General features: G+C 62.8%; 13 protein-coding genes. 8 read left to right on the forward strand and 5 right to left on the reverse strand.

Annotated elements, in window-relative coordinates; all coding sequences use genetic code 11:
- Window positions 1–425: 425 nt before the first annotated feature.
- The gene (locus tag KBA32_RS04890; protein WP_294356067.1) at window positions 426–1,340 is read left to right on the forward strand and encodes a LysR family transcriptional regulator ArgP; all 915 of its coding nucleotides are present in this window, start codon (window positions 426–428) and stop codon (window positions 1,338–1,340) included.
- A 129-nt stretch (window positions 1,341–1,469) separates the two neighbouring features.
- Window positions 1,470–3,437 (forward strand): fructose-1,6-bisphosphatase, encoded by a 1,968-nt coding sequence (locus tag KBA32_RS04895; protein ID WP_294356069.1) that lies wholly within the window; start codon window positions 1,470–1,472, stop codon window positions 3,435–3,437.
- A 109-nt stretch (window positions 3,438–3,546) separates the two neighbouring features.
- Here the strand turns inward: KBA32_RS04895 and KBA32_RS04900 are convergent, their stop codons facing one another.
- The 3 genes from KBA32_RS04900 to KBA32_RS04910 all read right to left on the reverse strand — a co-directional run bounded on the left by KBA32_RS04900 (window position 3,547) and on the right by KBA32_RS04910 (window position 6,235).
- Window positions 3,547–3,930, reverse strand: coding sequence for a group II intron maturase-specific domain-containing protein (locus KBA32_RS04900; RefSeq protein WP_294356071.1), 384 nt, complete (start codon window positions 3,928–3,930; stop codon window positions 3,547–3,549).
- 281 nt (window positions 3,931–4,211) lie between these two features.
- A complete protein-coding gene (locus KBA32_RS04905) occupies window positions 4,212–4,550 on the reverse strand; it encodes a P-II family nitrogen regulator (protein ID WP_294356073.1) in 339 nt (112 codons plus the stop codon).
- 74 nt (window positions 4,551–4,624) lie between these two features.
- Window positions 4,625–6,235: an NAD+ synthase gene (locus KBA32_RS04910; protein ID WP_294356075.1), complete on the reverse strand. Its 1,611-nt coding sequence runs from the start codon at window positions 6,233–6,235 to the stop codon at window positions 4,625–4,627.
- Between the two features lie 100 nt (window positions 6,236–6,335).
- Here KBA32_RS04910 and KBA32_RS04915 point away from each other — a divergent pair, with 100 nt between their 5' ends.
- From KBA32_RS04915 to KBA32_RS04925, 3 genes are all read left to right on the forward strand, one after another.
- Window positions 6,336–7,052 carry a hypothetical protein gene (locus KBA32_RS04915; RefSeq protein ID WP_294356077.1) on the forward strand — a complete coding sequence of 239 codons (717 nt, stop codon included), beginning with the start codon at window positions 6,336–6,338 and terminating at the stop codon, window positions 7,050–7,052.
- 100 nt (window positions 7,053–7,152) lie between these two features.
- The gene (gene udk, locus KBA32_RS04920) at window positions 7,153–7,815 is read left to right on the forward strand and encodes a uridine kinase (protein ID WP_294356078.1); all 663 of its coding nucleotides are present in this window, start codon (window positions 7,153–7,155) and stop codon (window positions 7,813–7,815) included.
- A gap of 26 nt (window positions 7,816–7,841) precedes the next feature.
- Window positions 7,842–8,183 carry a gamma-glutamylcyclotransferase family protein gene (locus tag KBA32_RS04925; protein WP_294356080.1) on the forward strand — a complete coding sequence of 114 codons (342 nt, stop codon included), beginning with the start codon at window positions 7,842–7,844 and terminating at the stop codon, window positions 8,181–8,183.
- A 12-nt stretch (window positions 8,184–8,195) separates the two neighbouring features.
- On the opposite strand, the gene rarD is transcribed toward KBA32_RS04925, so the two are convergent.
- Complete coding sequence (gene rarD / locus KBA32_RS04930; RefSeq protein ID WP_294356082.1) at window positions 8,196–9,131, reverse strand: EamA family transporter RarD; 936 nt, start codon at window positions 9,129–9,131, stop codon at window positions 8,196–8,198.
- An 80-nt stretch (window positions 9,132–9,211) separates the two neighbouring features.
- Entirely contained in the window at window positions 9,212–10,543 is a 1,332-nt protein-coding gene (locus tag KBA32_RS04935; RefSeq protein ID WP_294356083.1) for an ATP-binding protein, read from the reverse strand.
- 260 nt (window positions 10,544–10,803) lie between these two features.
- Here KBA32_RS04935 and KBA32_RS04940 point away from each other — a divergent pair, with 260 nt between their 5' ends.
- The 3 genes from KBA32_RS04940 to KBA32_RS04950 are packed head-to-tail and all read left to right on the forward strand — an operon-like array spanning window position 10,804 to window position 14,378.
- Window positions 10,804–12,636, forward strand: a complete 1,833-nt coding sequence (locus KBA32_RS04940) for a glutamine--tRNA ligase/YqeY domain fusion protein (RefSeq protein ID WP_294356085.1) — start codon at window positions 10,804–10,806, stop codon at window positions 12,634–12,636.
- Window positions 12,633–13,445 carry an orotidine-5'-phosphate decarboxylase gene (gene pyrF / locus KBA32_RS04945; RefSeq protein WP_294356087.1) on the forward strand — a complete coding sequence of 271 codons (813 nt, stop codon included), beginning with the start codon at window positions 12,633–12,635 and terminating at the stop codon, window positions 13,443–13,445. The genes KBA32_RS04940 and pyrF overlap by 4 nt, the downstream gene beginning before the upstream one ends.
- A 45-nt stretch (window positions 13,446–13,490) precedes the next feature.
- The gene (locus KBA32_RS04950; protein ID WP_294356089.1) at window positions 13,491–14,378 is read left to right on the forward strand and encodes an AEC family transporter; all 888 of its coding nucleotides are present in this window, start codon (window positions 13,491–13,493) and stop codon (window positions 14,376–14,378) included.
- Window positions 14,379–14,390 lie beyond the last annotated feature (12 nt).

A 14,390-nucleotide genomic window follows, 5' to 3' on the forward strand; every position in this document is an offset into this window, starting at 1 on the left:
ACCATGTCCTTGATCAGCCGGACCTGCGGGAACTTCATCCGCAGCGAGAAATACACCCCGGCCAACAAGCAGCCGTAAATCATGATCTGGCTCCAGAAAAAATCGTCTGTCGCCGCGGAGATTGCTAACCAATTCATATGAAGCTCCCTGTTGTCATTTACTTGCGATTAAAGAAACTTGCCGCCCGCCCCCACTTTCAGTACCGCCTGGTCTCAAAGCCGCGTGGCCGCTTGATTCTCATGCGACACGGGAGGCACAAAGACATTAAAATTATTTGATAAAGATCAGTTTTGCTAATATCTTTCGGCAAAAGAGCCAGAATCCAGCGCGTACAGTACAGAAAAACGCGCTGAGGATAACTTAAAAATAAGTTGTACTGCTTAACAAAATTCGCACCTTTCTCACCCCCGCTCCGAGACTGCTTCATGACCCCGATCACCCCCGACCTGCTCGAATGCCTTGCCGCAATTGTTGAAGAAGGCGGCTTCGAGAAGGCCGCCAAACGCCTTTCCATCACCCAGTCCGCCGTTTCCCAACGGCTGCGCACGCTGGAAACCCAGACCGGCACCGTGCTCATCGTGCGCGGGCGGCCGCTCAAACCGACGCCCGCAGGCCGCCTGCTGCTCAAGCACACGATGCAGATGCGCCTTTTGCACACCGATCTCGAACACGATCTGCGCAAGCTGAGCCCGAGCACGACCGGTACGACGCAGACCGAGGACCGCGTATCGATCGCGGTCAACGCCGACAGCATCGCCACCTGGGCGCTGCCCGCCTTTGCCGGACTGATCAAGTCGGGGCTGCCGCTGGAAATCATCGTCGACGACCAGGACTTCACGCAGGAATGGTTGCGCGAAGGCCAGGTGCTCGGCTGCGTGACGACGCTGAAGAAGGCGCTGCGCGGCTGCAAGGTCGTCTCGCTGGGGGCGATGGACTATGTCGCCGTGGCCAGCCGCGAGGCGATCCAGAAATACTGCCCGGATGGCTTTACGCAGCACAGTTTCCGCAAGATGCCGTTCATCGCCTTCAACCGGAAGGATGATCTGCAGACGGAATTCATCAGCCGCACCTTCCGCTTGAAGCAGGTACACCTCAACCAGTGCTTCGTCCCGAGTTCCGAGGGGCAAGTGCGCGCGGTGCTCGACGGCTGGGGGGCGAGCGTCGTGCCTGAACTTCTCGTGCGTCCGATGCTCGAAGAGGGGCGTTTGATCAACCTGGCCCCGACTTCGGTCTTGCAGGTCAGTTTGTACTGGCATTGCTGGAACCTCGATTCCGCCGTCCTCAACTCGCTGACGGCGGCGGTGATCGCGGAAGCCGGCAGGTCGCTCAAAACACTATAAGAACCACAGGATGAGCAGCAGAACCTTTTTGACTTGCACCCGACGCGCTGACGATGCCATGAGCAACGTCGAGGCGCGGCACTTCCGAACGCAGGCCGGCATAACCCAACTAGCGAAGACGAGATCTCCATGCAAACCCACCCGTTGAAGTATCTGCAACTGCTTTCCGAGAAATACCCGTCGATCCAGGCGGCATCGACGGCGATCATCAACTTTTCCGCGTTGCTGCAATTACCCAAGGGCACCGAGCACTTCCTCTCCGACATTCACGGCGAGCACGAGGCCTTCCAGCACGTGGTGCGCAATGGTGCCGGCTCGATCCTGCGCAAGATCGACGAGATGTTCTCCAACTCGATGTCGAAGTCGGAACGGCGGAACCTCGCGACGCTCATCTACTACCCGGAGCTGAAAGCGCCGCTAATGCTGAACAGCGTGCCCGACAAGGACGAGTGGAGCCGGCTGGCGCTGGTGCGCTTGGTCAAGTTCAGCCGCCGCCTGAGTTCAAAGTACCGCCGCGAGGCGATCCGCAAGTTCCTGCCACCCGCCGTCTCGGAGACGATCGAGGAACTGCTCTACGATCAGGAAGGCGTCGAGCACAAGGCGGCGTACTACCAGAGCCAGATCGACACCATCGTCACGACCGGCAGCGCGCTGACCTTCATCACCTGCCTCGCCGAGTTGATCCGCCACCTCGCCGTCGAGCGTCTGCACGTGATCGGCGACATCTACGATCGCGGGCCCGGTGCGCACATCATCCTCGACATGCTGATGGAACACCCGCAGGTCGACATCCAGTGGGGCAACCACGACATCCTGTGGATGGGTGCGGCGGCAGGCAGCGAGGCATGCATCGCCAACGTCATCCGCGCCAGCCTGCGCTACGGCAACATGGAGACGCTGGAGAACGGCTACGGCATCAGCATCCTGCCGCTCGCCTCGTTCGCGCTGGAAACCTACAAGGACGACCCGTGCGAGCTGTTCATTCCCAAGGTTCCGGCCGACAGCGGCTTTACCGCGCAGGAAATCCGCCTGATGGCGCAGATGCAGAAGGCGATGGCGATCATCCAGTTCAAGGTCGAGGCGCAGGTCATCAAACGCCGGCCGCACTACCAGATGGACGACCGCCTGCTGCTCGACAAGATCGACTACGAACGCGGCGTGATCAAGCTCAATGGCAACGAATACCCGCTGCTTGACACCTTCTTCCCGACCATCGACCCGAAGAATCCCGAAGTACTGACGGCGGAAGAACAGGCCGTGATGGAACGGCTGGTGCTCTCCTTCACCAACAGCAAGAAGCTGCAGCAGCACGTACGCTACCTGTTCTCCACCGGCAGCATCTACCTCGCGCACGACGGCAACCTGCTCTACCACGGTTGTATCGCGATGGATGACAACACCGAGTTCCGCGCCTTCAACGTCGACGGCAAGTCATTCGCCGGCAAGGCCTTCCTCGACCGCGTCGACCGCCTCGCACGGCAAGGCTATTTCGCCACCGACAACCCGGAGCAAAAGCGCTACGGCATGGACGTCATGTGGTTCCTGTGGTGCGCGCCGATGTCGCCGCTCTTCGGCAAGGAGAAGATGACGACCTTCGAGCGCTACTTCATCGCCGACAAGGCGACGCACGCCGAAAAGCGCAACGCCTACTACGCGCTGCGTGACACCGAAGACGCCGCGCGCAAGATCCTCAAGGAATTCGGTCTCGATCCGGACACCGGCCGCATCGTCAACGGCCACGTACCGGTCAAGGTGGTCAAAGGCGAGCGCCCGATCAAGGCCAACGGCCGCCTGATCGTTATCGACGGCGGCTTCTCGCGCGCCTACCAGAAGCAGACCGGCATCGCCGGCTACACGCTGATCTCGAACTCGCGCGGTTTGCTGCTCGCCGCGCACCAGCCGTTCGAATCAACGCAGAAGGCGGTCTCCGAGGAACTCGACATCGATTCCGAAATGGAAGTCATCCACTCGCATTCCTACCGCATGCGCGTGCGCGATACGGATCGTGGACGCGAGATTCAGGCGCAGATCGATGAGCTGCAGGCGCTGCTGCACGCTTATCGCGAGGGCTTGATCAAGGAGCACAGCGTCAAGTAATCGTTCAGGCAGCGCCACCGGATCGGCATAGGGGGCAGCCCTTCCAGGCTGCGCCCCTGCCACACCACCCGGCATGCGGGTCCGCACCGGGCGGTTCGAGACGTTGAGGTCATGAGAGACGAGGAGCTCCGGGTCGATCAAAGTAGGCAATGGTCAGTACCGTTTTCAGTAGCCGATCGGCGTTTCGCCAGTAGCTACGCGCATTTCCAGCCACCCTGCACGCCACAACTTCCGGCACACCGAGGGCTTTCAATTCCCGATACATTGTCGTGCCGCGCTTCCAGTGCTTGAGTTGGATCGCCCGCAACCGATGTCGCATCCATTCGTCCAGCGTGCGCCGGACTTTCGGCGTTTGCGATAACCGGAAGCAGGCTTTCCAGCCCAACACGTAGGGGCGCAGCTTTTCGACAACTTCTGCCATGCTGCGACCGCCTGGGCGCAGGGTCAGTTGCCTGATCCGCTGCTTGTAGGTCGCCAGCGGCTTCGCCGCCACCGTGCATTTGATCTCGCCTTTCGGCGCGGCCCAGAAACTGAAACCAGGAAACTTTCGTCCGAAGACGCTGCTGGATCAGTCGATCCGTTATCCATCTGCCCGCAGATTACGATCCACGCTTCCTCCCCACACTCGGTCACCCTCACGCAGTTGCGCTTCACTTCGTTCACTGTGATCAACTTACGGCGGGACTTGCACCCACAGGAGTGCGCCCGTGCCGGGCGCACCAAAGCAAACGGCTCGCGTTTGGGCGCGAGCCGTTTGTGCGCGAAACCTTATGCTCAGATCGCCAATTCGCCGGTCTCGCCGGTGCGGATGCGCACGACCTGCTCGACGTTGGAGATGAAGATCTTGCCGTCGCCGATCTTGCCGGTCCGCGCCGCCTTGACGATCGAGTCGATCGCGCCTTCGACCGCGTCGTCGGCGACGACGATCTCGATCTTCACCTTGGGGAGGAAATCAACGACGTACTCGGCGCCGCGATAGAGCTCGGTGTGCCCCTTTTGCCGACCGAAGCCCTTCACTTCCGTGACGGTCAGGCCGGAAACGCCGATGTCCGACAAGGCCTCGCGTACTTCATCGAGTTTGAAGGGTTTGATGATGGCTTCGATCTTCTTCATTGCTAGAGCTCCGGAGGGTCTTGAAAACGGCAGGTGAATTTAGTCTTGGTCTGGAATGACTTACTCGTTACAACTCAAAAGGGGTCGCGGTAGCGGTTGGTGATCGGATAGCGCCAGTCTTTACCGAAACCGCGCTGGGTTACGCGAATGCCGACCGGTGCCTGGCGTCGCTTATATTCGCTGATCTTGAGCAAGCGGACGACACGCCGCACGTCGGCTTCGGCGTAGCCCTTGGCGATGATCTCGCGCGGGCTGAGGTCCTGCTCCATGTAGCCCTCGACGATCGCGTCGAGCACTTCGTACGGCGGCAGGCTGTCCTGGTCGGTCTGCCCCGGCTTGAGCTCGGCCGACGGCGGACGCGTGATGATGCGCTCGGGAATCACGCGCGACACCGTGTTGCGCCAGTTCGAGATCCGGTACACGAGCGTTTTGGCGATGTCCTTGATCACCGCGAAGCCGCCCGCCATGTCGCCGTAGAGCGTGCAATAACCGACGGCCATCTCGGACTTGTTGCCCGTCGTCAGCACCAGCGAACCGCTCTTGTTGGAGAGCGCCATGAGGATCATGCCGCGGATGCGCGCCTGCAGATTTTCCTCGGTCGTATCGGCGGGAAGGCCGGCGAATTCCTTTTCGAGCATCGCGGCGAAGGTCTGCATCGCCGGCTCGATGGCGATTTCGTCGTAGCGCACGCCGAGCAGGCGGATCATCTGGCGCGAATCGGCAAGGCTGATTTCTGCGGTGTACGGCGATGGCATCATCACCGCACGCACCTTGTCGGCGCCAAGTGCATCGACCGCCACGCACAGCGTCAGGGCCGAGTCGATCCCGCCCGACAATCCGATGATCGCGCCGGGAAAACCGTTCTTGCCGATGTAGTCGCGCACGCCGAGCACAAGCGCCCGGTAGACCTCTTCCTCGACCGCGCACTCGGCGGCGACGTCGCCGGGCAGCGGTTCGCCGGCGGCGATGTCGACGAGCGCGAGCGCCTCGTCGAACTTCGGCAGCTGGCAGCGAATCTCGCCTTTCGAATCGAGCGCGAACGAGCCGCCGTCGAACACCAGTTCATCCTGCCCGCCAACGAGGTTGGCATAGACGACGGGCAGGCCCGTGGCGGCGATGCGCTCGCGCAGGACGCGGGCGCGCAGTTCCTGCTTGCCGATGTGATAGGGCGACGCGTTGAGCACCAGGAGAATCTCGGCCCCGGCGTCGCGCGCCAGATCGGCGGCGCCGGCTTCCCAGACGTCGGCGCAGATGTTGATGCCGCAGCGCACGCCCTTGATCGTCACGACGCACGGCGCATCACCCGACTCGAAGTAGCGCTCTTCGTCGAACACCTCGTAGTTGGGCAGGCGCTGCTTGTGGTAAGTCGCGACGCGCACGCCGTTGCTGACCAGCGTGGCGGCGTTGTAGCAGTTGCCGTCGCGCGCGACCGGATGCCCGACAAGGAGCGAAATCCCGGTGAGTTGTGCGGCCAGCGCCTCGAGTTCGCGCTCGCAGGCCTCGTAGAAATCTTCCCGGAACAGCAGGTCTTCCGGCGGATAGCCGCAGAGCGCGAGTTCCGGCGTCAGAACGAGGTCGGCGCCTTGCGCCTGGGCGCGTTGGGCAAAGTCGAGGATACGCGCGGCGTTGCCGGCGAGATCACCGACGGTGGCGTTTATTTGGGCGATTGCGATCTTGAGTGACATAGGCGTAACTATAAACCGATCGCCCGCCGCCTCAAAACGAGCGCGGCCGGTGCGGCCAAGCCGCGCAGTGCCCGGCTTCAGGCAAGTCTGGATTTGCAGAATGTCATCATCCTATTTTCCTCAGCTGGCCGCCTCGAAACCCGTGCAAACTTTGCTGTGGCAAGGGTTTGCAATGGACATGGAGAAACACCCGATGGGTGAAATGACATTTGAGCAAACGGCGATGGCCGAAGCGGTGGATAGCGCGCTTGCCGAGCGAGGAAGCGGCGATCTACGCGTCATTACGCCCGGCGGTCGGTTTCAAGTACGTTGGGATGAGAACGGCAACGCCAGTGCGCTTGGGCAATTGGCGTTCTTTGCCGAGTTTCTCGACGTCAGTGGATTGTTCGAGCGGTGGGTCGTCGGTTGTCCCATGAGCTACACCAGCAACAATGCGCCCGACGTGCGTGATGTTCTGGGCACCTGGCTGCTATCGATCCTTGATGGACAGCGCCGCTATGCACACATCACTGGACTGCGCGGTGATGGCGTCGCGCCCGAGATCCTGGGCATGACGCAGATCATCAGCGACGAAAGTCTGCGCCGCGCGCTCAAGCATCTGGCGCCCTGCGTGGGGGGAACTGCCATGGCGGACTGCCATGGGGGACGGGGGAACTGCCATGGGGGACAGACCACGTTTTCTGGTAGTCTACTTCGCCATGTCCCGTTCCGACTCAGGGGCTCTCATGCCGCGTCGCGCTCGATTGACGTTGCCGAACGTACCGATGCACGTCATTCAGCGCGGCAACAACCGGCGGGTGTGTTTCTTCGCCGATGACGACTACGCCATCTACCTGGCTTGCCTCAAGGAATACGTGCGGCAGGCCGGGGGGGCCACGCAAACAGGATGACGAACCTTTGCCGGAGATGTTTGAGCGATGAAAAAACGTGGTCTGTCCCCGTTAAACCCGTTAAAAGAGGCGTTGCTCATCGGGATTGTGGGCGGGAGCGGGAGCGGCAAGACGTCCATCGCGCATGAGCTGATTCGGCGTCTTGGTCAGGCGCAGGTTGAAACGTTGCTGCTCGACATGGACGCTTACTATGCGCCGCTGGAGGTGGTGCGCGGGCGGTTCGGCGGGCGGCCGATCAACTGGGACCATCCGCATGCGTTCGACCTCGAACTGATGGCGACGCATCTGGCGACGCTCAAGCGCGGGCAAGCGATCAGGAAGCCGGTCTATGATTTCTCGATCAGCGACCGCACGGGCTGGAGCGAGCCGGTATTGCCGGGGCGCGTGGTCGTGCTGGAGGGGCTGTTGCTCTTTGCCTTGCCCGAGCTGCGCGATCAGCTGGATGTAAAGATCTTCGTCGACACCGACGCGGACATCCGCATCCTGCGGCGTATCCAGCGTGACACGGTGGAGCGCGGTCGCACGCTGGAAAGCGTCATCGAGCAATATCTGGAATCCGTCCGTCCGATGCACCTGGAGTTCGTCGAGCCGAGCAAGCGCTGGGCCGATCTCATCGTGCCCACCGGCTTCGAGAACGAGCGGGCGCTGGAGATGCTGCACCACCATATTCTTGGCGTGGTGAACGCCTGATTCGCAGACCTCACGGAGGCTACTCGATGACCCAGCTCCTCTTTTCCTACGGCACGCTGCAGCAGCGCGACGTGCAACTGGCGACCTTTGGCCGCGAGCTGCGCGGTGCGGCGGATGCGCTGGTGGGGTTTGCCCGGTCGATGGTCAAGATCGAGGACGCCGAAGTGGTGAAGACGAGCGGCAAGACGCATCACCCGATCGTGCGCCAGACCGGCATCGCGACCGACCGCGTCGCCGGGATGGTGTTCGAGATCAGCGACGAGGAACTGGCGAACGCCGACAAGTACGAGGTGGCCGACTACAAGCGCGTCGCCGCGCCGCTGGCGTCAGGCCGCACGGCCTGGGTTTACGTCGACGCGCGCGCTTAAGGCTGGCCCGCCCTACTCCGCCTCGCCGGCGCTCGGGCGCATACGATGTTGCCTCAAGGCATCGAGCGTATAGATAACCAAAGCGACCCAGATCAGGACGAAGGTGATGCCGCGCTCGTGGTCGAAGTGTTCGTGGAAGACGAAGACGCCGATCAGGAACTGCATGGTCGGCGTGATGTACTGGACGATGCCGAGCGTCGCCAGTTTCAGGCGCAGGCCGGCTTCGAGAAAGCACAGGAGCGGCGCGACGGTGACGACGCCGGCGACGAGCAGCAGCAGGTCGGTCGTCAGGCCGAGGCGCCCCATGGCCGCCTGCCCGGTGCTCATCCACCACGCCATGCCGGCCAGCGCCAGCGGTGCGAGCAGCAGGGTTTCGACGGTCAGGCCGAGCATCGCGTCGAAGCCGGCCATCTTGCGGATCAGGCCGTAGCTGCCGAACGACAGCGCGAGGCTGAGCGAGACCCAGGGCACGACGCCTTTCATCGCCACCAGCCAGAGCACGGCGCCGGCGGCGATGGCGATCGCCAGCCACTGGCGGGGATTCAGGCGCTCATGCAGGAAGACGACGCCGAGCAGTACGTTCACCAGCGGGTTGATGTAGTAACCAAGGCTGCCTTCGAGCACGCGCCCGTTCTGGATCGCCCAGATGAAGATCCACCAGTTGGCCGAGATGAGTACCGTCGTCAATGCATAGAAGCCCATGCGACGCGGTTTGCCGAATTCGGCAAAAATCGGCCCGAGACGACCGCGCCATGCCGCCCAGCCGATCAGCAGGAGCGCCGACCAAATGACGCGATGGGCGAGCACTTCGATCGACGGCACATCGGCCAGGGCATGAAAGTAGAGCGGAAAGAGCCCCCACATGACGAAGGCCAGCAGCGCATAGGCGAGCCCGGTACGTGAGGCGGCGGTAGAAGACAGCGGCAGGGTCTTTGCAGAATCGGACATGGGGCGAGGCACGGCAACAGGAAAGACCAGAGAGTCTAGCAGCCGCCGCCCGCGCTCGCCGGCAAGCGCGGGAAAATCTCTCAGTTTCTGGCTTTTCCAACCGGCAGATAGACGCGGAAGACGCTTCCCCGCCCGACCTCGCTCTCGACTTCGATTCGCCCCCGATGGCGCTGGACGATGCCGTTGCTGAGCGGCAAACCGAGGCCTGCGCCCTGACCCGCGGGCCGGGTCGTAAAGAACGGTTCGAAGAGCCGCTCCAGCACTTCCGGCGCGATGCCCGAACCGGTATCGCTCACTTCAAACCACACGTCGTCACCTTCCATCCCGGTACGCACCGTGATCGTGCCTCGCGCTTCGCCGATCGCCTGCGCCGCATTGGTCAGCAGATTGACGATCACCTGATGGATCTGCGAGACGACGCACGCCACGACAGGCACATCACCGAACTCGGTCACCACGTCGGCCTTTTGCCGAATCTCCCGGGCGAGGATGTTGAGCGCCGAATCAATTGCGTGATTGAGATCCATCTCGCCCGGCTCGGCGGCGGTATTCGTGTCGAAAAACTCCCGGAGGTCCTGGACGATCTTGCTCACGCGCGCCAGGCCGCCCCGCGTCTCACTCAGCAGATCGCCCAGATCGGCCTTTGCGCAGAGGTTGCGCAGCGCGTGTGGTACCTCGGGTGCCTTGCACTCCTGCGCAGACGCCGCGGCCAATGTCCTCAGCATCGCGCCGACTTCATCGAGCCGCGCTTCGATCGCGCTGAAGGCATTGAGCACTTTCCCCAGCGGTTCGCTGATCTCGTTGGCGACGCCGGCGGCCAGGTGCCCCACGCCCGCCAGTTGCTCGAAACGCAAGAGCTGCTCGTAGGCGAAACTCAGTTTCGCGTTGCTTTCCGCGAGTTCTTCACGCTGTCGCCGGCACTCTTCCTCGCGCAGTTTGCGCTGCGTCACGTCGCGCGCAATGCCGACGAGACCGATGACCTCGCCCTCAAAGTCGCGCAGCGGCACCTTGGTCGTCTGCAACCATTCCGGTTCGCCGTTGGGCAGGTTCGGGACGAACTGCTCGATGGCGATCAGCGGCTCGCCGGTCTGGAAGATGTCGCGTTCGACCGCGATGTACTCAGCCGCCATTTCCGGCGGATAGAAGTCGAAGTCGGTCTTGCCGATCAGATCTTCAGGGCCGCGCTCGCCCATCAACCGCGCAACGGAGCGATTGGCAAGGATGAAACGGCTTTGCCGATCCTTGGCGTAGATGCGATCCGGCATGATGTCGATCAGCGTTCGATACACGTAGGCGCGGATATCCTCGGTGGCCCCCAGTCGACGGATGGCCTCCTTGACCGGAAAGCCGTCCACATCATCCGTTTGCGCGTACGCGGTTTCGCCCGCTGCGCTGCGTTTCTCGGTCGTCACGGTCGAACTCTCTCCTGATAGACATTCAAACGCCGAGAACGCCTCCGTTTCTCGCGTGCTTGCACGACAGAGCGTAGCGTGCGTTGCCCCGATGGCGCAACAGGAAATGACCGATGAATCGCAAGATTCCGATGCAGCGGAAACGCAGCCGCCGCAGCCCGCACAAATGCCGGCAAATCTCTGGTTTTCGGCCGGCAAGCGCTCTGCTTTAGCGCATCCTCCGGTTAAAATGGCGCTCTTCTGGAACCTAGGACAGCGCCGTGAGCAACGCCACCAACGACAACAAGACCGCCCCCGCAGACGCCGCCAAAGCCCCGGCCGCGCCGACCAACTTCATCCGCAACATCATCGACGCCGAACTCGCCGCCGGCAAGCACGCCCAGCGCCGCTGGTCGGGCCAGCCCGGCCTCGCCGAGCAGCAGCTTGCCGGCCCGCTCGATCCGGCGAAGATTCGCACGCGCTTTCCGCCGGAGCCGAACGGCTACCTGCACTTCGGCCACGCCAAGTCGATCTGCCTGAACTTCGGCCTCGCCCGCGACTACGGCGGCCGCTGTCACCTGCGCTTCGACGATACGAATCCGGAGAAGGAAGAGAAGGAATACGTCGACTCCATCGTCGACGCCGTGCATTGGCTCGGCTTCGCGTGGAAGGACGACAAGGAAGACAACCTCTACTACGCCTCCGACTACTTCGACTGGATGATCGCCAGCGCCGAATACCTGATCGAGGCCGGCCTCGCCTACGTCGACAGCCAGAGCGCCGAGGAAATGCGCGCCAACCGCGGCACGCTGACCGAGCCGGGCAAGGACTCGCCCTACCGCAACCGTACACCGGAAGAGAACATGCAGCTCTTCCGGCGCATGCAATCCGGCGAATTCCCCGACGGCGCGCTGATCCTGCGCGCCAGGATCGACATGGCCTCGCCGAACATCAACCTGCGCGACCCGGCGATCTACCGCATCCGCCACGCCACGCACCACAACACCGGCGACAAGTGGTGCGTCTACCCGATGTACACCTTCGCGCATCCGATCGAGGACGCGCTGGAGAACATCACGCATTCGATCTGCACGCTCGAATTCGAGGACCAGCGCCCGTTCTACGACTGGCTGCTCGACCACCTCGCCGAGGGCGGCCTGCTGCAGCGCCCGGTGCCGCAGCAGATCGAGTTCTCGCGACTGAATCTCACCTACGTCATCCTCTCCAAGCGCAAGCTGATCCAGCTCGTCGAGGAGAAACACGTCAACGGCTGGGACGACCCGCGCATGCCGACGCTCGTTGGCGCACGCCGCCGCGGCTACGCGCCGGAGGGCTTCCACCTCTTCGCCGAACGCATCGGCGTCTCCAAGGCCGATTCGCTGATCGACTACGTGCTGTTCGAAGACTGCATGCGCGAGGTGATGAACGAGTCCGACGAACGCCGCTTTGCCGTGCTCGACCCGCTGAAGCTGATCATCGACAACTACCCTGAAGGCCATAGCGAAGACTGCGTCGTGCATAACCACCCGTTCAAGCCCGAACTCGGTACGCGCATCATGCCGTTCGCGCGCGAACTGTGGATCGAGCGTGAAGACTTCATGGAGGTACCGAGCAAGGGCTATCGCCGCCTGTTCCCCGGCAACATGGCGCGCCTGCGCCACGGCTACGTCGTCAAATGCATCGGCTGCGAAAAAGACGAAAAGACTGGCAGCGTTATTGCCGTGCATTGCGAATACCTGCCCGACACCAAGAGCGGCACACCGGGTGCGGACAGCGTCAAGGTCAAGGGCAACCTGCACTGGGTCTCCGCCGCCCACGCCTACGCCGCCGAAGTGCGCCTGTACGACCGCCTGTTCGCCTACCCGGCACCGGGCAACCGGCGCGAGGGCGACGCGGAAGGCTTGGAGCGCAACTTCCTCGACGACCTCAATCCGGACAGCGTCAAGGTCATCACCGCGCAGCTCGAACCGGCCCTCAAGGACGCGAAACCCGAACAGCGCTTCCAGTTCGAACGTCACGGCTACTTCGTCGCCGACCGCGTCGACACCCAGGCCGGCGCCCCGGTGTTCAACCGCGCCGTGACGCTCAAGGATTCCTGGGGAGGCAAGGCATGACGTTCATCGAATCGCTCACCGCAGCCTGGGCGAAGAACAACTCGCTGCTCTGCGTCGGCCTCGACCCCGACCCCGCCAAGTTCCCGGCGCATCTCAAGGACCGGCCGGACACGATCTTCGAGTTCTGCAAGTCGATCTCCGACGCCACCGCCGACCTTGCCTGCTGCTTCAAGCCGCAGATCGCCTACTTCGCCGCCAACCGTGCGGAAGACCAGCTGCAGGATCTGATTGCGTACATCCACACCGCGCATCCCGGAATTCCGGTCATTCTCGATGCCAAGCGCGGCGACATCGGCAGCACCGCCGAGCAATATGCGATCGAAGCTTTTGAGCGCTACCAGGCCGACGCGCTGACGGTCAATCCGTACATGGGCAAGGATTCGGTCGAGCCCTACCTCGCCTACGCCGACAAGGGCGTCATTCTGCTCTGCCGCACGTCCAATCCCGGCGGCAGCGACCTGCAGTTTCTCGACGTTGGCGGCAAGAAGCTGTATGAGCACGTCGCCGAACTCGTCGCCACCCAGTGGAACACCACCGGCCAATGCGCGCTCGTCGTCGGCGCCACCTTCCCCGGCGAGATCGCCCGCGTGCGCGAGATCGTCGGCGATATGCCGCTGCTGGTACCGGGCATCGGCGCGCAGGGCGGCGACGTGGAGGCGACGCTGAACGCGGGCAAGACGGTTGCCAAGACGGGCCTGATGATCAACTCCTCGCGCGCCATCCTCTACGCCGGCAAGGACGAGAACTTCGCCGCCGCCGCGCGCAAGGCCGCCGTCGAGACGCGCGACCTGATCAACCGCTATCGTTGATCAACGGCCCCGGCACCGTCCGGGGCCATCTACGAAAATCCTCGAGTGGAAACCGCGCTACGCATCGTCGGCATCATCACGCCTGTCCTGCTGATCGCGGCGATTGGCTACGTCTATGGCCGGCTGCGCAAGCCGGACATGTCAGCGATCAATCAGCTGAACGTCGATCTCCTGACACCGCTGCTCGTGTTCTCCTCGATGGCGTCGAAAGACTTCGATCTCGTCCGTTATCTGCCGTTGATCGCTTGCGGTCTTTTCGTCATGCTCGGCTCGGGCCTGGCAGGCTGGCTCGTCGCACGCCTGCTAGGCTACAACCCGCACGCTTTCATACCTCCGGTCGTATTCACGAACACCTCGAACATGGGCTTTCCGCTCACGCTGTTCGCCTTCGGCGCCGACCTTTTGCCAGCCGCGGTCGCCCTGTTCATCGTCTTCAGCCTCGGCCATTTCACCGTCGGCATCCGCATCTTCGACCCGAAGGCACGACTCGGCGGCATCCTGCGCGGGCCGATGTTGTGGGCGATGTTGGCCGGGCTCCTGATGAGCCTGTTCGGGCTTGCCCTGCCGCCGTGGCTCGGCATCAGCGCCCGTATGCTCGGCGAAAGTGCGATCCCGCTCGGGCTGTTCTCGCTTGGCGTCGGATTCGCCAGCTTTCACATCGACCGCTGGCGCATCGGCCTTGTCGGCGCACTGCTCTGCCCGATCGCCGGCTTGCTTGTCGCCTGGCCGCTCACCCGCATCCTCCCGCTCAGCGAACCGATGCAAGGCATCCTGCTGCTCTACGGCGCGTTGCCGCCCGCCGTGCTCAACTACGTGCTCGCCGAGAAGTACCGCCAGGAGCCGGCGCTCGTCGCCGCTATCGTGGTCTGCGGCAACATCGCCTCGCTCGTCTTCGTCCCGCTCGCCTTGTATCTGGCGCTGCCGGGGCGGTAACGCGAACTCGGA

This window comes from Propionivibrio sp. (genome assembly GCF_017995515.1).
In the GTDB taxonomy this organism is placed as follows: Bacteria; Pseudomonadota; Gammaproteobacteria; order Burkholderiales; family Rhodocyclaceae; genus Propionivibrio.